The following is a 26,594-nucleotide window of genomic DNA, read 5'->3' on the forward strand; positions in this document are numbered from 1 at the left end:
CCTAGTAAAAATAAATTCGTGACGTATTTTGGATAAAAAAAGACGTTATTAATCCGTCATAAGTTTCAAAACTTATTGTACAGCTTTATATACCTCTAATTAACAATGAACTGTTAATAGAGTGTAATCATTTTGTTCTGACAAATAATTATGTATTAAGAAGTAATTTCCTTTTTTTTCTTATAGTGTACTTTATTTCTCCAGTAAGAAAGTGCTCCAAGAATGGCAATAATAACAACAGAATAATATACAAAATTAGGTGTGATAACTTTATCACCGCTTGCATATGAATGTAACCCTTTTAAGTAGAAATTTACACCAAAATATGTCATTAACACGCTATATATTGCAATAATAGACGCCAAATTAAACCACCATCTACTACGTAAGCCTGGTACCAATCGCATATGAATTACAAATGCATATACCATGATACTTACAAGAGCCCAAGTTTCTTTAGGATCCCAGCCCCAATAACGTCCCCAACTCTCATTTGCCCACATACCTCCTAAGAAATTACCTATAGTAAGCATTACTAACCCTATGGTAAGCGCCATTTCATTAATAATAGTAATCTCTTTAATATTGAGATCCATTCTTTTCTTATTAGAACTTGTAGTAAGAATTGTAAGTAATAATGCTAGTATACCCAAAATAGCCCCTACAAAAAATGGTCCATAGCTACCCACAATAATTGAAACGTGAATGAGTACCCAATATGAATCTAACACTGGTTGTAAATTAGCAATAGCTGGATCAGTCCAGTTTTCATGAGCAAAAAACAATATGATAGCAGCTACAAAAGTAGTGGCAGCAATCGTTAAATTACTTCTTTTTCCAAAAGCTAGTCCAATCGCCAATGTCATCCATGCAACATATATCATAGATTCATATGCATCACTCCAAGGTGCATGACCCGATACATACCAACGAATAACCAATCCCGCTGTGTGTAAAATAAAAAGTAATATTACAAGACCAATAGTACCGTTAATCAAAGCTCTGATTACTTTAGATTCTTTAAATATTCTAAATATCACGAATACCATCAAGAATAAGCCTACCATCATGTAATACCTATATAGGGTTCTAAAGACATCATATTTGTTCAAAGCCATTTCTGCTTTAATTTTACTGTCTGATGGTAAAACTTCGCTTCCAAATTTTTTCTGAAAACTTTTGATACTTTCTACGTATTGATTGGGCTTACTATAATCTCCTGTTTTTCGAGCTTCTTGTAAAGATTGCCTGTAAATAGGAATAATCTGTCTTGTATACACAGAATCCATCCCTGTAAATTTAAACTCATTTAATTCTGGTACAGATACCCATTTGTTGCCCTCATCACCACGAACTGGGAAAATTCTTAGAATCCCTCCTCCTAATGCTTGATTAAGTAAATAAAACTTTTCATGTGTTTTTAGAAAGTCTTTCTCGAAGCTACTTGGTGTATTTGTACTACTTGCACGTTCTAAATATGGAGTTAATTTATAAGTTCCATCAGGTTCTACTAAATCTATAAGTGATACTCTTCTTTCAGTTTTAGGAACTCCTAAAATTTTACGAATACTATCATTCTCTCTTTGAATTTCAATTAACGGAACGCTGTACCATATAAACGGATTTTCGACCATGGATACAAAAACTTGATCTGCACTTAATCCCTCGTATGTATCTCTTTTACTAAGTTTACGAAGTAACTCTGAAGAAAATGTATTCACTGGCTTCATTCGTCCTCGTTCGTCCTGAATAACGATACTTCCAAAATTTGCCGCATGTTCTTTGGGTACTACATTACTTTTAATAACAGAGTCAAGTTGTGCTTTGGTAGGTAATGTTTGCAAATGATCATTATGACCAGGAACATTTTGCCCAAAAGATAACGTAGAGATCCCCAATAAGGCTATAGTAACAAGTTCTTTCTTTTTATTTTTTACCTTACTCAACATTTGTTCTAGATCTTTAAAACGTGAGCCTTTAGTAAAAAGAATTAACATTAATCCCAAATACAATAACATATATCCTGCATAGGTAATCCAAGTACCCCATCGATCATGATTTACAGATAATACGGTTCCTTGTTCATCTGGATCAAATGAGGCCTGAAAAAATCGATACCCTTTATGATCCAAGACATGATTCATATAAATATCATACGGACGTGAGTTATTATCTTCAACAACATCTACTTTACTCATAAATGATTTATATACATTTTGAGTACCTGGGTACTTTTCGGCAATAAAATCATTTAGTTTGAGAGAAAAAGGCAATTCTAATTGCTTAGAACCATAATTAAAATACATGTCCAAGCCGCCTAAAGAAACTTTGGCCATATCATTACTATATCCCTTACCTCCTAGTAACTTAACTTCTTTGGTCTCACCCTTGGTTGTAACATTAAAAATTAACGCATCTTGTTGCCCTTTCTCTTTTATTTCTATAGGAGTTACATCATATTTACCTTTGATGACAGGATCAGGGATTACGAATTGCATTCCAGCTGTTTGATATAAAGATCGTAACATTAATGGTTGCACACTATCTTTAAAAACCAATCCTTGTTTTTGATCAGCCATTCTCATAAAAGAACCTTCAAATGGAGATTCTATAAAATATTCATCATTTTCATATGTAATATTAATAGCTCCTTTTGTCGGCTTATTAAAAGCTACTAGAACATTATGGATATTGGATACTTCTCCTTCTTCAAGAAAATGATCATGGCGATCACCATCACCAGCTTCAACAATTTTAAGATAACGTTCTCCATCATCTGATTCAACCAATCCCATTTCTGCTCCTTGAATAAACTGTTTGTATTCAATTGTAACAGGTTGTTTATTATAATCTGTTTGAATATCAAAGGTATTATCAGCAGCTTCTGCCAATTCTAAAAATTCTGAAACAATACGGCGACGAGGTTCTCCATCAATTTCCCCATCCAAAAAAACAGTTAAATATGTCTTTTCTGAAAGAAATGATGAAGTAGTTTCTCCCTCTCTTATAGGCATTACTCCTTCATAACTGATATATCGGGTTACAAAAGCACCCACAATGATTAAAATAAATGATAAGTGCAATAATAATGTTGCCCATTTATCTTTTTTGTATAATCGATATCGAACAATATTTCCACAAAAATTTATAGCAAAAAAAACCATTATGGCCTCAAACCACCAGGTATTATATATCCAAATTCTAGCTGCGGTAGTACCATAGGCATCTTCTAAGAAAGTCCCCACTGCCATAGATGTTGCAAATACAATAAATAAAATTGCCATTAATCGTGTAGAAAACAAAATGCTTGCTAGCTTATCTTGCATAGTAATCGTTATTTTTTTAGCTCGGCAAATTTAGTGTTTTTACAAAGATATTATGCCATTATCCGCTTTTGATTTATAGGTTTTAACAGAAGTATATGCTATGTATAACATCTATTATCAATTTCTAATTTACAAAAGCATGTTGTTTTGAAGATATCATCAATTTTATCTCCTATCGGCGGGTACCCCAAAGAGGTTAAACAATTCTCAACAGTGGATAAATCATTGGCTTTAATAAAAGTAAACATCACAAAAGCATCAGGTACATTTACATAGATATTAGAAATGTTTTTAATTTGGGATAAGCCCTTCAAAATCTTTTCTTTACAATACGTACAGCATATATTATGCAAGGCAATATTAGCTCGTGCCAATTTCTTTTTCATTACTTCATTTTTTAAGTGGTAAAACCGGTATATATTATAATGCCTTTAGATATTCTACTAAGTCATTTTGTTCCTGGGTAGTTAAATCAAGTTCAAAATGAGCATCGTAATGCATTACCACATCATTAAGAGTAGCAAATCGTCCATCATGAAAAAAACCTCCATTCTCTTTTACAAACAACCCTCTTAAAGGAGGCGTTCTATATTTGCCTGTAGGAGATCTATTTGCCTCAAAATCGTCAATGCCTATTTCTTCGGGAGTATGTAGTATATTATCTGCAAATGCCGCCCCCGTATGACATGAAACGCAATTAGCTTTACCATCAAATAATATTTTACCACGTATTGCAGACATCTCATCAAAACTATTCTCATCAGGTACAGGAGCCAATAATGACAATTGATATTCTCTTAATCCCTCTAATTTAGAATCTACCAAATCATTCTCTACCATAACATCAAACGCTCCTCTTGCTACCGCTATAGGGAATTGCATCTCGTTATTTAATCTAGGATCTGAAAAGTTGCCCCGCCCTCCCATTTCTAAAACAGCAACAAATCTATTCCAATACGTTATATCTCCCCACCCCGTATATGTGGCATGTTCAATGCCTTGAAGTCCGTAAGCTGGTGGGATCAAATTGGCTGCTATTGTACCATCTGGCTGTGTTGCCTTACCATCCAAAAGTAATCCTGCAGGAAATCTCCCTTTACCCCAACCATTAAGAACATTATTAAGTGTTGTAATATCAACACCTAGTAAATCTGCTAATGGTTGATTTTTGGTAAATGCTATAATTGCTCCAACATTTAAATCTCTATTAGGCCAGCCATCAAGTCGTTTCCCTATCCCAGTCGTAAAAGAATTATCTACCGTAGAATGGCACAGTGCACAAGTGATACCCATAGAAGCTAAATTCCCAGTTTCATCAAAATTTCCCTTTACCCCCACAACAGCGTCCAAACCTAAAAGCGCTATTGTAGTTGCTGGATCATCCAAATCTATTTCTCCTGCAGCAATAGCATCTACAATATTTTGTGGTAATGCTTCTGCATCTACTTTTAATCCCACATTTAAAGCTAAATTAGGGCTTAATCCAGGTCCAAAACCTCCATTAGCCTCACCTAATACTGCTTTATCCAATTCCAAAACTCCGCTCCAGAAATCCTCATCGCCAAAAGTATCAAAACGAAAAGTTGCCTTCCCTTCTTCTACCAATCTAGGATTTAAGTTTAATTCTATAGGAGGAGGTATTACTAATTCTGTTGGGATAGGAATTAAGTTATCATCGGATTTACATTGACTACAAAGAATACCCACTCCAATCAAAGTGAATACAAAAATTGTTTTTTTAAGTTTCATGACGTCATTTTTGTGTATTATTTTAATATCCTTTTTAAGAGCTTTATAACAGATTTTTGCATTGCAATCGTAGATTATCAATGTACATTCTTAAGCTTGCTTAGGACTTAGATAAAAACACTTAAAAAAGGTTACAAAATTTTCCTGTTTTCTAATTAAAAGAATAAAAGGATTGTTCCTCTTTTTACTGTAACTTGCTTATTTTTGCCAAATGATCAAAGTTGTAATTCTTGGAGGAGGAAATGTAGCTCAGCATTTATACACTGCTTTAAGTTCTCAAAAGTTGGTAGATATCGTACAATGTTATAATCGTAAAGGAATAACATTACACCCAGATCAAAACAACAATAAAATTGTTACTGATCTGAATAAGATTGTTTTGGCCAACATCTATATTCTCGCAGTGAGTGATGATGCCATAGAGGAAATCTCTACTAATTTACCTTTTCAAAATAGATTTGTGGTTCATACCTCGGGTAGTGTACCTATGAGTACTATAAAAGATACAAATCGAAAAGGAGTATTTTATCCATTACAAACCTTTAGTAAAAACACAACTGTTGATTTTACTAAAATCCCTTTTTGCATAGAAGCAGAAAGTAAAGATGACAAACAACTTCTAAAAAAACTTGCATCTTTTTTATCGCCAAAGGTGTATGAGATTTCTTCAGAGCAAAGAAATATATTACATGTGTCTGCTGTATTTGTGAATAATTTCACCAATTACTTGTTTTCTGTTGGTAACGATATTTGCGACGAACATGAAATTCCTTTTGAGATTTTACATCCGCTAATTCAGGAAACTGCTCAAAAAATTCAAAAAATCATACCTGATAAAGCACAAACTGGTCCTGCGATTAGAAATGATTTGGAGACAATACAAAGGCACTTAAATATACTAACAGACAATACACAAAAAGAAATATACCAAACCTTAACCAGGTCTATACAGTCAAAATATGGAAAAAAGTTATAAAGAATACTTACAGCATATCACAACATTTATCTTTGATGTCGATGGCGTGCTCACAGATGGTACAGTACTTATACATACCGATGGAGAGTTATTAAGAACAATGAATATAAAAGATGGATACGCCCTTAAAACTGCTGTGCAACAAGGATTTAATGTGTGTATTATATCTGGAGGAAAAAATGAAGGTGTACGGAAACGTTTAAGTGGTTTGGGCATCAAGGATATATATCTTGGAGCTCATCAAAAAGTAAAACAACTAAATGAGTATATGGATATTTATGACATAAAAATAGAAAATGTACTTTATATGGGCGACGACATTCCGGACTTACCGGTTATGGAAATGGTGGGATTACCTACTTGCCCGCAAGATGCAGTTGCAGAGGTTAAAGAAGTATCAAAATATGTTTCTTTTAAAAAAGGCGGAAAAGGTTGCGTTAGAGATGTAATTGAACAGGTTCTTAAAGTGCAAGGGAAATGGATTTCTAACTTTGATGCCGAAGCTTAGTTAATAGTATAGATTATATGAAATTAGTATTTGCCACAAATAATTTGAATAAATTAAAGGAAGTACAAGCCTTAGTCCCACCACAAATTGAAATAGTAAGTTTAGCAGATATTGGATGTACTGAAGATATTCCTGAAACTTCTCCTACAATCGAAGGAAATGCAAAACAAAAGATTCAATACATTAAACAAAACTACGGTATGGATTGTTTTGCAGATGATACTGGTTTGGTAGTAGATATATTAAATGGGGCCCCTGGTGTGTATTCGGCTAGATATGCAGGAAAGGATAAAAACGCCAAGGCTAATATGAATAAACTTTTAAACGAATTAACGGGAAAAGAAAATCGTGATGCTCATTTTAAAACAGTAATTGCTCTAGAATTAAATGGTAAACAAAAAGTTTTTACAGGAATTTGCGAAGGAACCATTACCTTAAAAGAAAAAGGCCAAGGTGGTTTTGGATACGACCCTGTATTTCAACCCAAAGGCTATACCAAAACTTTTGCAGAACTACCTCTTTTAGAAAAAAACAAAATAGGGCATCGCGGAAAAGCAGTACAACAACTAATTAAATTTTTAAATTCTTAATCTACTCCAGGAAAAGCTAACATCTCTCCCATTCCTACAGTAAATAGCCAATTTCCATATATAGCATGTTCTACAGAAACCAAAGTAGTAGATTTTGTTTTTTGATATGTATACGCAAATAATAATCCGCCTAAAAAAGTTAACAACTGCACCAAAAAGCTTCTTAAAAAAATATGAGCTAACGAAAAAAGTATGGCATTAAGGAAAATAAATAACCATTTATTTTTAATTAAACCTTCGTAGCGTTCATAAAAAAAAGTTCTATAAATTATCTCTTGAGGCCAAACAGATAAAAACGTATAAATAAACAATATCATAAGCCACAATTGTGGTTTTTTGATCAATACTGCAAATAATTTATCTGGTGCCACTAAAAACACGTATAACCCAGTAACGATTATAACTATTGCCAGTTTTATAAGTGTTTCTCTCCAAAAAGGTGCCCAATATTCTTTCTCTGGAAATCTCAATTTTAATAACCCATTTCTTTTTAATAAAACCAATATGTATACAAACCCAACAACTGTAAGTACTACCTTAATCAGTATCGGATACTTCCATAAAAAACTTAATGGTAATAAAATAAAAAAAAGAAACAACTCAACTCCTTTATATATGCGGTTCTGCATTATTTTATTTTTTTTACTAAGTTCTATATAAAAAGTGAAACACCCATAATGCGATCAGATTTTATTCTTGTAAAAAAGATCTAAAGTCGACTCAATCTCGTATTATCATCGCAAAAGCATAAACTTATGTAATGAAATGTGAAATACAATAAAAAAAGCCTCTTGGGGAAAGAGGCTTTTATAGGGTAAAATAATTTTGGGGTAAATTTAATTTAGTTCAATGGGGCTAATCAAAATTTTTAGTATCTCTTATGTTGTTTACTTCTTTAAAGTAAAACTATATTTTCTTTACAAGAATCTTACATTTCTGAATCTAATATATAAATTTAATCGTTAAAAAGCAAATAATATCGATAAAAGTGTATTTTTATTGATTAATTAGCGATTTCCATTATTAATTAATATCAAAAAAAGCCTCCTTGGGGAAGAGGCTTTTATTAGGTTTTGGGCTAATAACTCGGGGGAATTATTTTTTCCAGGGACAAAAAAAGTCTAAAAACAATCAAACAAACAATCTTAATTTTTCTTTTTCTCTTACTTTTCTTCTTTTACACTTCAAAAATAGTGCACTTACTCCTGTTTATTATAAAATGCTTAATAGATAAAACACTTTTTATCGACAAAACGCGTAAATAATCGATAAAATACATTATTAAATTAAAATATTGTAATATACTCTCTATAATGATTCTATTTTATTTTGGTATTATCTAATTAAACTGAATCCAGACGTTGCATAGATTTTATTAATATCGTAACATTACATCCATAAAATTTCGAATTTATCAAATGGAAAGTCAAAACATCACTCCTACCACCCCAAACAACGAAGAAATTATTGAAAATAGAGAATTAAACATTTGGGAAGCACTACTACCCGTAGTAATATTGGTAGGAATGCTTTTCTATAACGTTTATGTATTTGGTGATGATGCCTTAAGTGGTAGTAATCAATTCATTTTACTATTAGGTGCTGCAGGAGCTGCTATTGTAGGTTTTTTTAATAAGGTATCCTATAAACAGATGATGGAAGAAGTAGCCAAGAACGTAAAATCTACAACAGGAGCATTATTAATTTTATTAATGGTTGGATCTCTTGCAGGGACATGGCTCGTTAGTGGGATTATACCAACCATGATTTATTATGGTCTGCAGATTTTGAATCCTACTATATTTCTGGCTGCCTGTGTTATTATTTGTGCTATCATATCAATTGCTACAGGGAGTTCTTGGACAACATCTGCTACAGTTGGTATAGCTTTAATTGGTATTGGTGATACTCTAGGAATCTCGTTGGGTATGACAGCTGGAGCCGTAATTTCGGGAGCTTATTTCGGAGATAAAATGTCCCCCCTATCCGACACTACTAATTTAGCACCAGCAATGGCAGGAGGAGAATTATTCTCTCACATAAAATATATGACTTATACCACAGTACCAACCATTGTAATCACTTTAATTGTATTTATTATTATTGGTTTTTCTATAGATACATCTGGAACCCCACAAATTGGAGAACAATTAGAAGCAATTAAAAGTGCTTTCAATATTTCTCCTTGGCTGTTCATGGTTCCGGTTTTAGTAATTGTGCTCATTATAAAAAAGACTCCGCCGCTAATTGCATTATTAGCAGGAACACTATTAGGTGCCATAGCTGCTATCATAGCGCAACCAGATATAATAATAGGTATCGCAGGAAGTAAAGAACTCACGTTTACATCTGCCTATATGGGAGTAATGAAAGCAATGACCGTAGATACTGCTGTAGAAACCACCAATGCTCAACTTAATGATCTATTCTCTTCTGGTGGAATGTCTGGGATGTTAGGTACGATATGGCTAATTGTGTGTGCGATGGTTTTTGGTGGCGTTATGGATGCCATTGGTGCACTAGCACGAATTAGTAAAGCGTTATTAAATTTATTCGATTCTGTATTTGGCCTTTTTGCCAGTACAGTAGTGAGCTGTTTAGCACTTAATGTAACAGCATCTGATCAATACTTGGCAATAGTTGTACCAGGAAGAATGTATGCAAAAGCGTTTAAAGATAAGGGGCTTGCTCCAGAAAATTTAAGTAGAACTTTAGAAGATTCTGGTACGGTAACCTCTGTTCTTATCCCATGGAATACATGTGGAGCTTATCAAAGTGGAGTACTAGGCGTACCTGTGGTAGATTATTTTGCTTTTGCCATTTTTAATTGGTTAAGTCCATTTATGACTTTAATTTTTGCCGCCTTTAGGATAAAAATAAAACAGTTAGCAACGAAGTAATTAAGAATAATTATATAAAATAAAAAAGGTGCATGTTTAAAACATGCACCTTTTTTATTTTAATTTTTGATGTACTACACTATAGGAGTAGGTTTTTTGTGATTATCAATAGCCACAAACTTAAATGAACCCGAAACTGCCTTTTCTCGATCATAACTGTACATGTCTTCTTTAAAAATATCAACTTTTACCGTACAACTAGTACGTCCGACTTCAGACACTTTAGCTATTAATTCGACAATAGTACCTTCTGGAATTGGCTTTTCAAAATCAACCTTATCCGAAGAGATAGTTACTACCTTTTTTCTGCTAAAACGGGTTGCACATATAAAGGAAACTTCATCCATAAGTTGTAAAGCAGTACCACCAAATAGCGTTTCATAATGGTTTGTGGTATTAGGAAAAACGGCCTTAAAAATTCTAGTTTCTGATTTTTCTATCAATTCATCTATATTGTTCATACAATCGCGATATAGTTTTTTCTTATTAGTTTATATATCAAAGGTAAATCTTATCACAGTATCTTTGCTGTATATTTAAAAAAACTTAAAATGAATATTATAGATAGTTTGCGATGGCGCTATGCCACCAAAAAATTTGATAATGATAAAACTCTTCCTCAAGAAAAAATAGATACGCTTACAGAAGCTTTTAACCTTACTGCAACTTCTTATGGTTTACAACCGTTAAAATTGATTGTTATAAGTAATAAGGAACTTCAAGGGAAATTAACAGCACACTCTTGGAATCAACAACAAGTTGTAGATGCCTCTCATGTTTTGGTTTTTTGTATCGAAAACAAAATAGATGAAGAATATATCACGGAGCACTTTAACAATGTAAAAACAGTAAGAGATACTCCAGATGAAATATTAAACCCTTTTAAAGAGCAATTGGTAAGCTCTTTTAAAGATAAAAAAATAGAAGAAGTAACAAGTTGGGCTGCTAAGCAGGCGTATTTGGCCATGGGAAATTTATTAACCGTGTGTGCCATTGAAAAAATTGATGCTTGCCCTATGGAAGGTTTCGTTCCTGAAAAATACAATGAAATATTAGAGCTTCATAAACTTGGATTAAGTTCAATATTGGTTATGCCAGTAGGTTACCGAGCTAAAGACGACATGTTTTCTGAATTAAAAAAAGTAAGAAGGCCTATACAAGATACGGTTATTACTCTTTAGAACGTTTACTTTCTTTTGAGGGATAGTATTACTTAAAAAAATATAAAATATCAACTGCAATATCAAAACTCTTTTCGGTACTTTTGCCGGAAAGAGTTTTTAATTTACACACTATCATTATGCCAGGATTTGAGTTATTTGGAGCTGAAGAAAAAAAGGAAGTTCAAGATGTTTTGGACAACGGAGTTTTAATGAGATATGGTTTTGATTCTATGCGAAACGGACACCATAAAGCATTAGAGTTAGAAAAAGATTTGGCAAAAAAAATGCAAACTCAATATGCCCAGGTAGTATCTAGTGGTACTGCAGCATTAACCGTTGCTTTGGCTTGTGCAGAAATTGGATCTGGAGACGAAGTAATTATGCCAACATTTACATTTGTTGCAAGTTTTGAAGCCATATTATCAGTTGGTGCCGTACCTGTTTTGTGCGATATTGACGATACACTTACTTTAGATCCCAAAGCAGTAGAAGCTGCTATTACACCAAAAACCAAAGCTATTATGCCTGTGCATATGTGCGGTTCTATGGCAGATCTAAGTGCCTTAAAAGCGATTAGCGAGGAGCATAATTTAATTCTCTTAGAAGACGCATGTCAAGCAATTGGAGGAACATACAACGGTAAACCTTTGGGTAGCTATGGTGATCTTGGTTGTTTCTCTTTTGATTATGTAAAAATGGTTACTTGTGGTGAAGGTGGTGGATTGATTACTAACTCTAAGATCTATGCGGATCGTGCACACAAATATCAGGATCACGGACATGATCACGTAGGTAATGATCGAGGTGCAGAAACACATCCTTTTTTAGGGTACAACTACCGTTTATCAGAATTGAATGCCGCAGTTGGAATTGCACAATTAAGAAAATTGGATCACATTTTAGAAGTACAGGAAAAAAATTATACCATCCTGCGAGATGCGCTAACCTCTATTCCAGAAGTTACTTTTAGAAGAGTTCCAGAAACCGGAGTAGAAAGTTATGCTTTTCTTAGTATATTTTTACCCAATGAAGACCTTGCTAGAAAGACACATAAAGCCTTAGGGGCAAATAATGTTGATGCTTGTTTTTATTGGTTTGATAATAATTGGCACTATTACAAAAAATGGGAGCATTTATTAGAACAAAAATCTCTGGGTAAATTTTCTAATGAAATACAACTAGGTCTACAAAAAAACAAAAGATCTTTTGACCCTAGTGATGTATGGATGGGTCGAACTATATCTTGTTTAATTAAATTAAATTGGACCGAAGCCGAAGTTAAAGAAAGGGCATCAAAAATGGTTAGTGCAATAAAAAGTGTACTCTAGATGTACATTTAGTAATTTACATAGTCTACTATTTCTAGGCCATATCCAATCATACCAACTCTTTTTTGTTGTACCGTATTTGATACCAAACGAAGCTTATGAATATTAAGGTCATGTAATATTTGAGCACCTATACCAAAATCTTTACTATCCATAAGGATTTTTGGAGCTTTCAAGACATCTTTACCATTTTGGATCTCTTTAAGTCCTTTTAAACGTCCCAAAAGGTTAAGAGATTGACTTTCTTGATTGATAAAGATTATAGCTCCTTTACCTTCAGTGTTTATTCTTTTAAACATGGCATCCAAGCGTTTATCTGCATTGTTTGTTAAAGTACCAAGTATATCATTATTAAATAATGTAGAATTTACTCTGGTTAGGACTGGTTCATTATCGTTCCAGTTACCCAAGGTTAATGCTATATGAATTTGATTATTAGTAGTTTGCTTATAAGCTCTAAGTCTATATTTTCCGAAACGAGTAACAATATCAAAATCTTCTTTCTTCTCTATAAGTGAATCGTGTTGCATGCGATAAGCAACCAAATCTTCAATCGACACCAATTTAAGGTCAAATTTCTTTGCCACCTCTAACAATTGGGGTAAACGAGCCATAGTACCATCCTCATTCATGATCTCAACAATAACACCTGCTGGTTTTAATCCCGCTAATCTGGCAAAATCAATAGCCGCTTCGGTATGCCCAGTTCTTCTTAATACCCCACCTTCTTTTGCTTTTAGTGGAAATATATGTCCAGGACGAGCCAATTCATGCGGTTTAGTATCAGAATCAGTTAATGCCAAAACAGTCTTTGCTCTATCGGCAGCAGATATTCCTGTTGTAACGCCTTTTCCTTTTAAATCCACAGAAATGGTAAAAGCAGTTTCCATCGGGTCTGTATTATTCCCAACCATCATATTAAGCTTCAGGTCTTCACAGCGGTTTTCGGTAAGAGGTGCACAAATAAGGCCTCGACCGTGAGTAGCCATAAAATTTATCATTTCGGGTGTAGCCTTTTCAGCAGCAGCCAAAAAATCTCCTTCATTTTCACGATCCTCATCATCAACCACAATGATTACCTTTCCTTGTCGAATATCTTCAATGGCTTCTTGAATAGTATTCAATTTAATTTTATTTGTGGTCTCTGTAATTTCTGACATAGTGTTACACTTAAATAATTACTTGCAAAGATATTTAAAAAGAAATCTACTTTTTACGTTTACCAAAACGTTTTATAAAGAATTCTTTTATAGGTTGGGTAAAAGTATCAAAGTTGAAGATACCTTGATCTGTTGTAGCTCTTCTAGTTAAGAATATACTTAGCGGAAATATTATAAATGTAGAAAGCCAAGATCCAATAAAAGGAGGAACACCACCTTCTTCGGCACTATTCTTGGCAAAAATTCCAATAAAATGATAAGTCAAAAACAATACAACTCCTATTACAATAGGTAATCCCATACCACCTTTTCTTATTATTGCTCCTAAAGGAGCACCAACAAAAAATAATAAAATACAAGCTATACCTAGTGCATATTTATCATGCAACGACATTTCATACTTATTTAAAGCTCTTTTTAATGCTACATTGCCAGTTTCTGTAGAATTAATCTTTCTAATAACCCCATCAGTATTAGAAAAGGCCAGTTTATAGATCTGCATTTTTTGAGCAGTGTTAAAGTATTCTTTTAGGTCCAAAGTATCTTTAACAGTTTTGGCAGCTTTTATTATGGTATCTATCTTAAGGTTTTTATTAAGTTCATTCAATCCATTTTTCCTACTCACATCATCCGTAACCGATTTCACCTCATCATTAACCCGTATCGATAATGTATCTATCTCATGTCTTAGCTCATTAACGTTAAGCATATTATACCCTTTTTTGTATTGCTGGGCATCCATATCCACATTATCTAATGAAGACAAATCAATATTGAGTAAGTATTTTTCAAAATGAGTTTTGGCAAAAGGTAATTTTTTTCTACGTTGTGGTGATCTTTGCTGTATTTCGTCATAATAGTTCCCATCATTAAGAATTAAGGTCACAAGATCAGAATCTGTACTACCTTTTAATTGTCCGTCAACTGCCTTTATTACAGTAAAATTGCCAGGTCGTGCTGCTTTTTTATGAATAATAATATCTCTCAGAAATTCATCATTATTACCAAATTTTTCTGAAACTTTAATATTTATATCCCCAAGATCATTAAACTGATTCGGAGTAATTACCATTGCCGGTTTGACCTTTACTATATTCTTTCTAAGATTAATAAAACGTTTTTCTGAAGCAGGAATAACCGTATTAGAAAAAAGGAACGCACCTATTCCAACAAAAAATATAAAAACAGATAGTGTTCTCATTGCTCGTTGTAATGATATCCCAGAAGATTTCATAGCCGCAAACTCATAATTCTCAGCAAAACTCCCAAAAATCATAATTGAAGTAAGCAAAATGGTAAGAGGTAAAACCATCGGTATTAAACGAGGAGTAGCAAACGTTAAAAACTTTATAATCACCGAAAAATCTAAATCTTTTCCCGCTAATTCAGATATAAATAACCATATCGTTTGCAACAAAAGAATAAACATTATAATAAAAAAGAGTGGAAAAAACGTCTTTAAAAAAGTTACTAAAATATATCTATCAAGTATTTTCACGAATTAACTATTTCTTAGTTGCATTATTTTGATAATGAATTAAAAGTCAAAGAACGTGCATTTTTTAATACCCGTTCTTTTATTTGCTATATTATTTACAAGTATTAATCTAATCGATTAATATAATAATCCTCGTATTTGGATTCTTCAAACATAAATAATGTTTCAGAAAGCGGTTGATTTGTTTTAAAACTCGTAACAGTAAAAGTTACATTAGAACCATTGTTTTGCTTTTGAATCATTTTGTAAATATGCTTGGTTTGTTTATCTATACCCAATAACACTTCTTTTAAATCACTTTTAGAATCTATTGGAGTGAGTTTTACAAATTGAATTTTGCGTCCTTTTACATCCTGCACAATATCCATTTTGTAGGAATATCCATCTTCATAAAAAGTAAGCATCTTGGATGGTGTAATGCTATTATCATCTTCTTCATTCTGAGATGAAATATTAATTTCTTCATCTTCGGGAATAATAACATACAATTTCTTACCATCGTATAGTTGCTCTGTCCCCATTAAATTAAGTCGATATTTATTTCCTTGTAGTGCTACATCTCCACGGGTCTCTTGCGAAACATTTTCGGTTGGATTATTAATAGCATATTTAAAACCAATTACAATATTAGTATATCCTTTTACCTTTTGTGAAACTTCATCCAAAAGATCTTTTGCACTTTGCGCTTGTCCTGCTGTAATTCCTAGAACAAAAATCAGGAACATTATCTTTCTTATCATTTTATACGTTTTCTTCGTTTTAATATTCATTTCTTAATTGTAAAGTCGATACATTAAGCTTTAATTACAACTCACTATCTAACAATTGTTTAAGCGCAACTAAATCGGTAACTAAAACCTGTCTAGCCTTACTTCCTTCAAAAGGGCCAACGATTCCAGCAGATTCTAATTGATCAATTAATCTACCAGCTCGATTATATCCTAATTTCAGTTTTCGTTGTAATAAAGACGCAGAACCTTGTTGTGCTGTGACAATAACTTCTGCAGCTTCTTTAAAAAGTTTATCTCTATCGCTTTTATCTATATCAAGACTTGTGCCACTTTCTTCGCCTACATATTCTGGCAATAGATGAGCATCCGGATAGGCTTTTTGACTTCCTATATATTCTGTAATACGTTCTACTTCTGGTGTGTCTACAAAGGCACATTGTATTCTAACAAGATCATTTCCTTGTGTATATAACATATCTCCTCGACCAATCAATTGATCTGCGCCTCCTGTATCTAAAATCGTCCTAGAATCTATCTTAGAAGTAACTCTAAAAGCTATTCTAGCCGGGAAATTAGCTTTTATCATACCGGTAATCACATTTACAGATGGCCTTTGAGTAGCAATAATCAAATGTATTCCTATTGCTCTGGCCAATTGGGCTAATCTAGCAATAGGCGTTTCAACCTCTTTACCAGCTGTCATAATTAGATCCGCAAACTCATCTACAACCAATACAATATACGGCAAAAATCTATGTCCATTTTCTGGATTCAGTTTTCTGGTTTTAAATTTTGCATTATACTCTTTGATATTCCGCACCATAGCCATTTTTAAAAGGTCATATCGCGCATCCATTTCAATACATAAAGAATTAAGAGTATTGATCACTTTGGTATTATCGGTGATAATAGCCTCATCAGTATCTGGTAACTTTGCTAAATAGTGTCGTTCTATTTTGTTAAACAATGTAAGTTCTACCTTTTTTGGGTCGACTAGTACAAACTTAACCTCTGCCGGATGTTTCTTATATAACAATGAGGTGAGTATTGCATTAAGTCCAACAGATTTACCTTGACCGGTAGCCCCGGCCATTAGTAAGTGAGGCATTTTTGCCAAATCTACTACAAAGGTCTCATTGGATATTGTTTTTCCTAACGATAAAGGAAGCTCCATCTCTGCATTTTGAAATTTCTGAGAGGCAATTGCTGATCTCATAGATACAATTGTAGCATTTTTGTTAGGCACTTCGATCCCAATAGTTCCTTTACCAGGTATAGGAGCAATAATACGTATCCCCAAAGCAGCTAGAGATAATGCAATATCATCTTCTAGGTTTTTAATTTTTGAAATCCGAATCCCAGCTTCAGGAACAATCTCATAAAGAGTAACCGTTGGTCCAACTGTTGCTTTTATTTGTGCTATTTCAATCTTATAATTCTTAAGCGTTTCAACAATACGGTTTTTATTTTCTTCTAGCTCACCTTGATCGATTGTAATTCCGCCGCCTTTAGCTGTATAATCTTTTAAAAGATCAATCGTCGGGAATTTAAAATTACCCAACTCTAATTTTGGATCAAACTCTCCAAAATCTTTCACCAATTTATTACTAAGGTTTTTAACCTCTTTTTCTTCCACAGTTGTTTCAACTTCCATGGCTATATCTTCAGGGTTATCCTCGGATTTTATAATTAATTTTTCAGGGATCTCGCTATCTCTATTATTTGGATCCTTATAAAATTCATTAATGGTAGGGTTTAATGTAACCTCATTAGTGTCTGTATTTGTTTGAACGACTTCCTCTTTCTTTTCTTTATCCTTAGATTTATTTATTAAAGTATCTATTCTTTCTTTAATACTAGATCCTGAGTGTTCTAACTTCTCACTTGCCACACCATTATTGGTAGTAGTATTTGTTGGATTTTTCTTTGAAGCTGCTTCAAAATCCTTCGTAATAACTTTCTGAGTGTTCTTTAGGGATTCGGTTAATTTCTCTGGGGTATATCTTAATCGAACAACTATGTACACTATTGCAAAAAATGCAAGTACTAAGACTGTTCCTATAAAACCAATATAATCTTGTAAAAAATCATTAGTCTCATACCCGATCACACCTGCCAATAAACCACTTTCTTTTCGTATAAAACCAAGAACTACCGAAACCCACACCATTACTAAGGTTCCCCAAAACCAGAATCCAGCAAGTTTTCTTTTATTTAAATCAAAGAACAGATATACCCCTGTTAAAGAGGTTAACACCGGTAATATCAAAGCCGAAATTCCAAAACCTTTAAATATAAAGAAATGGCTTACTGTGGCTCCAAATTTACTTAACCAATTTTTTGGAGAAGAAGTTCTATTATAAAATTGAGAAATTTCACTTTGATCAATTTTCCAGTTAAAGAAAAACGAAATAAAAGCAAAGAATAATCCTATCCCCAAAAAGAATAAAAAACTTCCCAGAACTACTTTTTGTTGTCTGGACAGTGTAAATTTTTCTCTTAATGAAGTTTTAGGTTTTTTTGTTGTTTTCCTTTTTGTACTTACCTTTCTTTTAGCCATTTTTTGGATGTCTTACCGCAAAAATACGAATATCTATAATGGAACGTAAAAATGCCTAAAAAATTTTCTAAATGAAATAGGGAATATAGATTATTAAACCAATAATTATAGCCGTCACAGCCCCAATAAATACGGCTCCCGCTGCTACATCTTTGATGAACCCAATTTTATCATGAAAATCCGGATGAATAAAATCTGCTATTGCTTCTATTGCGGTATTTACCCCTTCGACACTCATAATCAAACCTATGGCAAAAATTTGCAAAATCCATTCTACAGAAGAAATTTCAAAATAAAATCCTAATGCAGTCATAATTACCGCAATGGTAGCTTGGACCTGGATACTTGGTTCTGTCTTTAATAAAAGTAGTGCACCTTTAAAAGCATAACCACAACCACGCAATCTGCCTAAAATAAATTTAGAAGCTTTACTCATTTTATATTATGACAAGGCATTAATTGCTGCTGCATAATCAGGTTCCTGAACAATTTCTGGTACTTGCTCTGCATGCGTAACATTTCCGTTTTCATCCAAAACAATAACCGCACGAGAATGCAATCCTTGCATTGGTCCATCAACTATTTCGAGTCCGTAATCTTTTCCGAATTGTCCAGTTTTAAAATCAGATTGACTTATAACATCTTTCAATCCTTCTGCTCCACAAAAACGACCTTGTGCAAAAGGAAGATCACGAGATATACAAAGAACCTTGGTATTTGATAAGCTACTAGCCTCTTTATTAAACATTCGTACTGAAGCCGCACATATCCCTGTATCAATGGAAGGGAAAATATTTAAAACCACTTTAGAGCCTTGAAAATCTGATAATTTAGAAGTAGATAAATCAGTATTTACCAATTCGAAATCTGGGGCCTTTTGGCCAATTGCTGGTAAATTACCATTTGTATGTATTTCGTTTCCTTGTAAAGTTATTGAAGCCATGATATAATAATTGTTGTTGTTTTTTTGAGCTTTAAAATTAATGATTATATGGTAATTTTGATAACGTTTCTACAAAATAAAAAAAACCTTCTTTAAAGAAGGTTTTTTATGCATCAATAGATCCTAAGACCCTTTGCATAAAATTATTTAGAGCCTCTTTCTTTGTAGCACCATCCTTTATCATTTTATCAACTTCTAATGCTCCGTACATATTAGAAATCAACTCCCCTATCACATCAAGTTCTTCATCTTTTAAAGAAGGGACTTCTGTTAAGGCTTCTAATGTTTCTATTGCTTCTACGACAAAATCTTCATCGTTTTCTTCAATAAACCCTGTTAGGTGCTTAATTATTGGTAATTTCATCTACTAATTCTTTAAGAATCTCAAATTTATTGGTTTGTACTTGATTTACAAAAGCTCCGTTCTTAAAAGCTGCAAAAGTTGGTAGATTATTAACCGTTGCCATTTTTCGCGACTCTGGAAACTTCTCTGCATCAACAATTAAAAATGTCGCATCACTTTTTTCTGTCGCCATTTTTTTAAACTTAGGCTTCATAATTCTACAATTACCACACCAAGAGGCAGAGTACTGTACGATTACAATTTGATTATCGTCAACGATTTGAGAAAGATTATCTTCGGTTAATTCTTGAATCATATTTATATTATTTGAATAAACATACTTTCTCTGTGATTTAAGATCACAGAGAAAGTTATTTTTCTTTATTAGTTTGAAGCTAAATAAGAAGCTACTCCTTCTCTATTTGCATTCATTGCTTCTTTTCCTTCTTCCCAGTTTGCAGGACATACTTCTCCGTTCTTTTGAACGTGGCTATACGCATCAATCAATCTTAAAAACTCAGCAACATTTCTTCCCACTGGCATATGATTTACACCTTCATGGAAAACTATTCCTTCTTCATCAATTAGATAAGTTGCTCTGTAGGTAACGTTATCTCCTTCTACGGTTACAACACCAGTTTCTTCGTTATACGTTTCATTAGTGATATCAAGAATTCCTAACGTACTTGCAAGGTTGCGATTAGAATCTGCAAGAATTGGATATGTTACACCTTCAATTCCGCCGTTATCTTTAGAGGTATTTAACCATGCAAAATGTACTTCTGGTGTATCACAAGAAGCTCCAATAACAATAGTATTTCTCTTTTCAAATTCTGCAACAGCTTCTTGGAAAGCATGTAATTCTGTTGGACATACAAAAGTAAAATCTTTAGGGTACCAAAAAAGTATTACTTTTTTATTGTTGTTTTTAGCTTCTTCTAGAACATTAAGTTTAAAAGTATCCCCCATATCGTTCATTGCGTCAACGTTTAAACTAGGGAATTTTTTACCTACAAATGTCATATTCTTATTTTTAAAATTTATAATTGATTATTTTTTGACAGCGCAAATATACATCGAGCCCAACAATTAAGAATAGTACTTTATTCTAATTATTTATATTTAAATAGTTTTTTCTAATCATAAATTAATTTTCTTATAAAAACTGAAACTTTCCTACAAAAAAGAAGATTCACCTACAAAAATTACGGATAAATTGCACTTTTTTTACGGTGAATTGCACTATGTTTAATCTATTTTCGTATTTTGGTCCACTAAACCAAGCAAGAATTATTCAATATTTGAAAAACTTTATTTGCCATATAACCCTTTTATTTCTAATAGGTTTTACCCAAACGGTACAATCTCAAGCTCAAATAGTTACTGATAGCATTCAAATATATATTGAAAAAGCTATGAAGTTGCAAGAAGAGTATAAATATGAAGAGTCTATGGAGATGGCGAAAATTGCTCTTCAGAATGCCCAATACAATAATGACGACAAAAGTTTGGGTGATATCTATAATATTATTGCTAAGAATTATGAAATTAATGATGAAGATATAAAAGCTCGAAGTAACTATGGTCGAGCGTTAATACATGCACGACACGCTAAAAGTCTTGCTTTACAAGCTGATCTTCATAATAATCTCGCTAGAGTTGATACCAAGCATAACCTTACAAGAGCAAAAGGAGTAACATCCTACAAAACATCTTATGAACTTGCGGTCAAATTAAATGATACCGTTAGAATGATAAGGCCTTTATTGAATTTAGGCGAATACTATATTACTCGAAGTGATTTTGACAGCGCCTATGAATATCTTGACCCGGCTAGAGAACTCATTCATAAAAAATCAACTAATCTAGTAAAAGCTAAATTAACTGGGTTGCTTGGAAAATATTTTCTTAATACCAGAAAATATGAAGAAGCTGAGGATTATATAGATCAAGCGATTTCTTACTCCTTGAGTGAGACAAAAAATAAAAATAATAATAATGAACTAACTTCTAAATACTTTGAAGCCTTAGCTTCTGCTTACGAAACCAAATCTGAATTGCATAGAAAGCAACAAGATTATCAAAAGGCATATACGTATCAGAAAAAACAATTTCAAAATATTCTAGAAGCTACCGAATACAAAAAGTTAGAAGAACTTAGGCGAGCTAATATTAAATATGAGGTTGATAAATATAAAAATAGAGCTACAAAAGCTGAGAATGAGCAAAAAGAAAGTGAATCTGAAGTTCTAAAATGGAGAATAAGTATCATTCTTGGTATTATTCTAATTTTAATCTCGATGGCTTTCTTAATTAGTTCGTATAAAAATAATATTCAAAAGAAAAGACTTAATAGTGACCTAATCGAAAAGAATAGAGAATTAATTAGTGCAAAAGAAACTGCAGAACAAGTATCTACACTTAAGTCTCAATTTATATCGACAGTAAGTCATGAGCTTAGAACACCTCTATATGGAGTAATTGGCTTAACATCTCTTTTAATGGAAAACCCTGAAGAGAAGAAGAAAACTGAATACCTAGAATCATTAAAGTTTTCTGGTGATTATCTCTTGGCTTTAATTAATGATGTATTACAATTAAGTAAAATTGAAACTAATGAGGTTAAGCTAGAAAAAGTTTCTTTTGATATTAGATCCCTACTAGAAGGAATCGTAAACTCGCTTCATACCAAACAAAAGAGTAATAATAATACGGTTCATATAGATATCGACCAAAGTATTAATACAACATTGCTTGGTGACTCTGTACGATTATCTCAAATACTCATCAATCTGATTGGTAATGCTCTTAAGTTTACAAAAAATGGGAATATTTGGGTTCAGGTAAAATCTCTTGATGTGAAAGATGATAGTTATCTTTTACGTTTTGTGGTTAAAGATGATGGAATAGGAATACCTAAAAACAAACAACAATCAATTTTTGACAATTTTGCTCAAGTAAAAAATGAGAATCAAGAATATGAAGGAACTGGACTAGGCCTTGCTATTGTTAAAAAATTAATTCATCTTCATAAGAGTGATATTAAAATAAAAAGTCAAGAAGGTAAAGGGTCTGAATTCTATTTTGATTTATCTTATGAAAAAGCTGTAAAAGAACAAGAAATATCTTTAAAAACCGGAGAAAATCTTAGCATAGGAACAAGCAATTTTAATGTTCTTATTGTTGATGACAATAAAATAAATCAAATCGTAACTCAAAATATCCTCAAAAAGAAGGGGTATACCTGTAATATTGCTAGTAATGGTATGGATGCCATTAAGACAGTTAAAGATGAAAAATTTGATTTAGTATTAATGGATATTAATATGCCCGAAATGAATGGTCTCGAGGCTACAAAAGTGATTAGAACTTTTAATTCGCATTTACCGATTATTGCTTTAACCGCTGTTGAAGAGGGAGAAATTCGCAACCAGGCATTATCTGTAGGGATGAATGATGTCATCATTAAACCATACGATACCCAACAGTTCTTTCAGACGATCATGAGAAATATCTCTAAAGTTAAGATGGCATAATTCTTTACTCTCCACCTCTACTTCTTAATATTTTGCATTTAATTGTTAAATGCTATTTGGTTTCTTTTGAATATCTTAATTTAGATGCAAAACACAAGATCATTACATTATTATGAGTTCTAAAAAACCAGGTTTTAATACTGTTTGCACGCATATAGGAGAAATTGAGGACATACAATTTAAAGGTGCTATCTCACCTATTTATCTATCTACATCTTATGCTTTTGAAGGAGTAGATACAAAACGATATCCAAGGTATTTTAACACCCCAAATCAAGAAGCACTTTGTAAAAAAATAGCTGCTCTCGAAAAAGGAGAGTCTTCTTTAATCTTTGGAAGCGGAATGGCCGCCATAAGCACTACACTATTCGCTTTTTTACAAAAAGGTGATCATATCGTATTACAAAGAACACTTTATGGAGGTACCGCCAATTTAATTAATGAAGAATTCGAAAAGTATGGAATAGAATTTTCTTATGTCGATTCTCAAAATGTAACAGGTTTTGAAGAAAAAATACAACCCAATACAAAAGTTATATATATAGAAACGCCTTCTAATCCTTTATTAACCATTACCGATATGAAAGCTATTGCTGGATTAGCTAAGAAGAATGGAATCGTCTCTATGATAGATAATACTTTTGCGTCACCGGTAAATCAAAACCCTATTGAACTAGGAATTGATGTTGTATTACATTCTGCAACCAAATACCTAGGTGGACACAGTGATATCCTTGCTGGTGCAGTAATCTCTACCGAACAAAATATAGATCAAATTTTTCAAGTAGCAAAGAACTTCGGAGGAAGTTTAAGTGACTTTACAGTATGGATGTTAGAAAGAAGTATCAAAACACTAGGACTACGTGTTAAACGCCAAAACAAAACTGCATTAAAAATAGCCAAATGGCTTATAAAACAAGAAGATGTAACTGCTGTATATTATCCAGGGCTAAAATCTCATCCCGATTATGAAATCGCCAAGGAACAAATGCGTGGTTTTGGGGGGATGTTATCTTTTGAATTGCATGAAGATATTGATGCTAGTAAATTTCAAAAAGAATTAAAACTCATTAAAAGCTCTATGAGTCTAGCAGGCGTAGAAAGCACCATGCTATCACCATCTCTAACTTCGCATGCATTACTTACCGAAGAAGAAAGAAAAAATCAAGGAATAAAGGATGGGCTATTAAGATTTAGCATAGGAATTGAAGAAAAAGAAGATCTTATTGAAGATATCCAACAAGCCATACAAAAAGTAAAAAAATTAGCATTACAATATTAAATATGAAATTAGATATTCTTGCCATAGGAGCGCATCCTGATGATGTAGAATTAAGTTGCTCTGGAACTATTGCAAAAGAAGTTCATAATGGAAAAAAAGTAGGAATACTTGACCTTACAAGAGGAGAATTGGGCACTAGAGGTACCCCAGAAATAAGAGATCAAGAAGCAAAAAATGCAGCCAAAATTTTGGGTGTTGCTACTCGGGAAAACCTTGGTTTTAGAGATGGCTTCTTTCTAAATGATGAAAAACATCAATTAGAGATCATTAAAATACTAAGAAAATATCGTCCGGAGATTGTATTATGTAATGCCATTGATGATAGACATATCGATCATGGAAAAGGTAGTAAGTTAACTAGCGACGCCTGTTTTTTATCAGGATTAAGAAAGATTGAAACCACTTATAATGGAGCATCACAAGAAGCTTGGAGACCAAAGCATGTATATCATTACATCCAATGGAAAAATCTTACCCCAGATTTTGTAGTAGACATTAGTGGTCACATGGATCAAAAAATGAAAAGTGTTGAAGCATATGAGTCACAATTTTATGATGCGGGCAGTAAAGAACCCTCTACACCTATCTCTAGCAAGAACTTTTTAGACAGCATACAATACCGAGCAGCCGATTTAGGTCGAATTATTGGCGTACAATACGCCGAAGGTTTTACTGTAGAACGCTCTGTAGCAGTAGATTCAATTTTTAATTTAATTTAATGCAAAAAATTGTTTGTAGAAATGTAGAAATACTTTATTTTTGCTGCCTGAAATTAAATGGTGGTTGTAGCTCAGTTGGTTAGAGCATTGGTTTGTGGTACCAAGGGTCGCGGGTTCGAATCCCGTCTTCCACCCCATAATGAAAAAAGCCCTTCTTAGAAGGGCTTTTTTATTTTACAATATCTTCTATTTCTATTTCTTTTCTTTCGCTCCGTCAACCACTATTCTTTCTGATCGATTTGCTACTTCCCAAGCAGTATAAAATACCAATTGCGCACGTTTTGCCATTAAATCGTATTCTATCTTATCTGGCGTGTCACTTGGCTTATGATAGTCCTCATGCACTCCGTTAAAATAAAATATAATAGGTACATTATGCTTAGCAAAATTATAATGATCACTTCTAAAATAAAATCGATTAGGATCGTTTTCGGCATTATATGTATAGTCCAAATCGAGTTTGGTATACTTAGTATTTGCCTCTTCGCTTATTTCATGTAATTCGGTACTTAATCGATCACTACCTATTAGATACACATAATTGTTTTTATCCTCGTCTTCGTGCTTTTCATCAATTCGACCAATCATATCAATATTCAAATCGGTTACTGTATTTTCTAAAGGGAAAACAGGATTTTCTGTATAAAACCTAGAACCGTATAATCCTTTTTCCTCACCTGTAACATGTAAAAAAAGTATAGATCGTTTAGGGCCATTACCATCTTTTTTGGCTTGTATAAAGGCATCGGCTATTTCTAATAAGCTTACTGTTCCCGATCCATCATCATCAGCACCATTGTAAATATTACCACTACTATCCTTACCCACATGATCATAATGTGCAGAAAGCACAACTATTTCTTCAGGTTTTTCTGTGCCTTCTATAAAAGCTAATACATTCTCTGAAGCTTGAATATCTCCTCTAAAATAGCTTTTAGGTATTTCTTGAAAATAATCATCACCTCCAAGCGGTGAAGGTATACCCATACGCTGGTATTGCTTTTTTAGGTATTCTGCTGCTTTCTTTTGACCAGGTTCTCCGGTATCTCGCCCTTCAAAATCGTCTCCCGCAAAAGTGTACAAATAGTCTTTTAGCTCTTTTGCTGTGATACTTTCGGCATATGTTATTACCGTAGATTCAGTATTAGCATTAGGTTTTGGATCTAATGTCGTTTTACTAGTTGATGAACTTTGAGAAGTTCCGCAACAAGAAATTATAAAAGATCCAAGAATGATAAGAGTGTTTTTCATGCAATTATTTAATTTAGAGTGCACAAGATAC

24 protein-coding genes and 1 tRNA gene are annotated in these 26,594 nt (G+C 33.0%); 10 read left to right on the forward strand and 15 right to left on the reverse strand.

What is annotated here, in order from left to right:
* Window positions 1-155: 155 nt before the first annotated feature.
* From ccsA to DK508_RS07505, 3 genes are all read right to left on the reverse strand, one after another.
* The gene (gene ccsA / locus DK508_RS07495; protein WP_109300127.1) at window positions 156-3,326 is read right to left on the reverse strand and encodes a cytochrome c biogenesis protein; all 3,171 of its coding nucleotides are present in this window, start codon (window positions 3,324-3,326) and stop codon (window positions 156-158) included.
* Between the two features lie 98 nt (window positions 3,327-3,424).
* Complete coding sequence (locus DK508_RS07500; protein ID WP_109300128.1) at window positions 3,425-3,712, reverse strand: hypothetical protein; 288 nt, start codon at window positions 3,710-3,712, stop codon at window positions 3,425-3,427.
* Window positions 3,713-3,746: 34 nt separating this feature from the next.
* Window positions 3,747-5,075 carry a hypothetical protein gene (locus tag DK508_RS07505; protein WP_200831852.1) on the reverse strand — a complete coding sequence of 443 codons (1,329 nt, stop codon included), beginning with the start codon at window positions 5,073-5,075 and terminating at the stop codon, window positions 3,747-3,749.
* A gap of 211 nt (window positions 5,076-5,286) precedes the next feature.
* On the opposite strand from DK508_RS07505, the gene DK508_RS07510 reads away from it, so the two are divergent.
* From DK508_RS07510 to DK508_RS07520, 3 genes are read left to right on the forward strand one after another with little or no spacing between them, the layout of a single operon-like run.
* On the forward strand, window positions 5,287-6,051 hold the full coding sequence (locus DK508_RS07510; RefSeq protein WP_109300129.1) for a Rossmann-like and DUF2520 domain-containing protein: 765 nt from the start codon (window positions 5,287-5,289) through the stop codon (window positions 6,049-6,051).
* Window positions 6,035-6,559 (forward strand): HAD family hydrolase, encoded by a 525-nt coding sequence (locus DK508_RS07515; protein ID WP_109300130.1) that lies wholly within the window; start codon window positions 6,035-6,037, stop codon window positions 6,557-6,559. Before DK508_RS07510 ends, DK508_RS07515 begins: the two co-directional genes overlap by 17 nt.
* Before the next feature lie 17 nt (window positions 6,560-6,576).
* Window positions 6,577-7,149, forward strand: a complete 573-nt coding sequence (locus tag DK508_RS07520; protein WP_109300131.1) for a non-canonical purine NTP diphosphatase — start codon at window positions 6,577-6,579, stop codon at window positions 7,147-7,149.
* On the opposite strand, the gene DK508_RS07525 is transcribed toward DK508_RS07520, so the two are convergent.
* A complete protein-coding gene (locus DK508_RS07525) occupies window positions 7,146-7,778 on the reverse strand; it encodes a type II CAAX prenyl endopeptidase Rce1 family protein (RefSeq protein ID WP_109300132.1) in 633 nt (210 codons plus the stop codon). The genes DK508_RS07520 and DK508_RS07525 overlap by 4 nt on opposite strands.
* A 789-nt stretch (window positions 7,779-8,567) precedes the next feature.
* Between DK508_RS07525 and nhaC the strand changes: the two genes are divergently transcribed.
* Window positions 8,568-10,049, forward strand: coding sequence for a Na+/H+ antiporter NhaC (nhaC, locus tag DK508_RS07530; RefSeq protein ID WP_109300133.1), 1,482 nt, complete (start codon window positions 8,568-8,570; stop codon window positions 10,047-10,049).
* Window positions 10,050-10,123: 74 nt separating this feature from the next.
* Here the strand turns inward: nhaC and DK508_RS07535 are convergent, their stop codons facing one another.
* Entirely contained in the window at window positions 10,124-10,510 is a 387-nt protein-coding gene (locus tag DK508_RS07535; RefSeq protein ID WP_109300134.1) for an acyl-CoA thioesterase, read from the reverse strand.
* Between the two features lie 90 nt (window positions 10,511-10,600).
* On the opposite strand from DK508_RS07535, the gene DK508_RS07540 reads away from it, so the two are divergent.
* Both DK508_RS07540 and DK508_RS07545 read left to right on the forward strand, forming a co-directional pair.
* Window positions 10,601-11,230 (forward strand): NAD(P)H-dependent oxidoreductase, encoded by a 630-nt coding sequence (locus tag DK508_RS07540; RefSeq protein ID WP_109300135.1) that lies wholly within the window; start codon window positions 10,601-10,603, stop codon window positions 11,228-11,230.
* A gap of 119 nt (window positions 11,231-11,349) precedes the next feature.
* Window positions 11,350-12,540, forward strand: coding sequence for a DegT/DnrJ/EryC1/StrS aminotransferase family protein (locus tag DK508_RS07545; RefSeq protein WP_109300136.1), 1,191 nt, complete (start codon window positions 11,350-11,352; stop codon window positions 12,538-12,540).
* Between the two features lie 8 nt (window positions 12,541-12,548).
* Here the strand turns inward: DK508_RS07545 and ribB are convergent, their stop codons facing one another.
* The 9 genes from ribB to DK508_RS07590 all read right to left on the reverse strand — a co-directional run bounded on the left by ribB (window position 12,549) and on the right by DK508_RS07590 (window position 20,798).
* On the reverse strand, window positions 12,549-13,700 hold the full coding sequence (ribB, locus tag DK508_RS07550) for a 3,4-dihydroxy-2-butanone-4-phosphate synthase (RefSeq protein WP_109300137.1): 1,152 nt from the start codon (window positions 13,698-13,700) through the stop codon (window positions 12,549-12,551).
* A 46-nt stretch (window positions 13,701-13,746) separates the two neighbouring features.
* Window positions 13,747-15,198: an LptF/LptG family permease gene (locus tag DK508_RS07555; protein ID WP_109300138.1), complete on the reverse strand. Its 1,452-nt coding sequence runs from the start codon at window positions 15,196-15,198 to the stop codon at window positions 13,747-13,749.
* Window positions 15,199-15,302: 104 nt separating this feature from the next.
* Window positions 15,303-15,935 (reverse strand): outer membrane lipoprotein carrier protein LolA, encoded by a 633-nt coding sequence (locus DK508_RS07560; protein ID WP_235016353.1) that lies wholly within the window; start codon window positions 15,933-15,935, stop codon window positions 15,303-15,305.
* A gap of 67 nt (window positions 15,936-16,002) precedes the next feature.
* Window positions 16,003-18,489, reverse strand: a complete 2,487-nt coding sequence (locus DK508_RS07565) for a DNA translocase FtsK (protein ID WP_109300139.1) — start codon at window positions 18,487-18,489, stop codon at window positions 16,003-16,005.
* Between the two features lie 67 nt (window positions 18,490-18,556).
* Window positions 18,557-18,925 carry a diacylglycerol kinase gene (locus tag DK508_RS07570; RefSeq protein ID WP_109300140.1) on the reverse strand — a complete coding sequence of 123 codons (369 nt, stop codon included), beginning with the start codon at window positions 18,923-18,925 and terminating at the stop codon, window positions 18,557-18,559.
* Between the two features lie 6 nt (window positions 18,926-18,931).
* Complete coding sequence (tpx, locus tag DK508_RS07575) at window positions 18,932-19,432, reverse strand: thiol peroxidase (protein ID WP_109300141.1); 501 nt, start codon at window positions 19,430-19,432, stop codon at window positions 18,932-18,934.
* A gap of 106 nt (window positions 19,433-19,538) precedes the next feature.
* Window positions 19,539-19,796, reverse strand: coding sequence for a hypothetical protein (locus tag DK508_RS07580; protein WP_109300142.1), 258 nt, complete (start codon window positions 19,794-19,796; stop codon window positions 19,539-19,541).
* Entirely contained in the window at window positions 19,777-20,091 is a 315-nt protein-coding gene (locus tag DK508_RS07585) for a co-chaperone YbbN (protein ID WP_109300143.1), read from the reverse strand. Before DK508_RS07585 ends, DK508_RS07580 begins: the two co-directional genes overlap by 20 nt.
* Before the next feature lie 68 nt (window positions 20,092-20,159).
* On the reverse strand, window positions 20,160-20,798 hold the full coding sequence (locus DK508_RS07590; protein ID WP_109300144.1) for a peroxiredoxin: 639 nt from the start codon (window positions 20,796-20,798) through the stop codon (window positions 20,160-20,162).
* Window positions 20,799-21,076: 278 nt separating this feature from the next.
* Between DK508_RS07590 and DK508_RS07595 the strand changes: the two genes are divergently transcribed.
* From DK508_RS07595 to DK508_RS07610, 4 genes are all read left to right on the forward strand, one after another.
* Window positions 21,077-23,311 carry a response regulator gene (locus DK508_RS07595; RefSeq protein WP_160114596.1) on the forward strand — a complete coding sequence of 745 codons (2,235 nt, stop codon included), beginning with the start codon at window positions 21,077-21,079 and terminating at the stop codon, window positions 23,309-23,311.
* Between the two features lie 112 nt (window positions 23,312-23,423).
* Entirely contained in the window at window positions 23,424-24,593 is a 1,170-nt protein-coding gene (locus tag DK508_RS07600) for a PLP-dependent aspartate aminotransferase family protein (protein ID WP_109300146.1), read from the forward strand.
* 2 nt (window positions 24,594-24,595) lie between these two features.
* Window positions 24,596-25,312: a bacillithiol biosynthesis deacetylase BshB1 gene (gene bshB1, locus DK508_RS07605; protein WP_109300147.1), complete on the forward strand. Its 717-nt coding sequence runs from the start codon at window positions 24,596-24,598 to the stop codon at window positions 25,310-25,312.
* 60 nt (window positions 25,313-25,372) lie between these two features.
* A tRNA-His gene (locus tag DK508_RS07610) sits at window positions 25,373-25,449 on the forward strand.
* A gap of 55 nt (window positions 25,450-25,504) precedes the next feature.
* Here DK508_RS07610 and DK508_RS07615 read toward each other — a convergent pair.
* Window positions 25,505-26,563, reverse strand: a complete 1,059-nt coding sequence (locus DK508_RS07615; protein WP_109300576.1) for a M28 family metallopeptidase — start codon at window positions 26,561-26,563, stop codon at window positions 25,505-25,507.
* Window positions 26,564-26,594 lie beyond the last annotated feature (31 nt).

Source organism: Aquimarina sp. AU474, assembly GCF_900312815.1.
GTDB lineage: Bacteria > Bacteroidota > Bacteroidia > Flavobacteriales > Flavobacteriaceae > Aquimarina.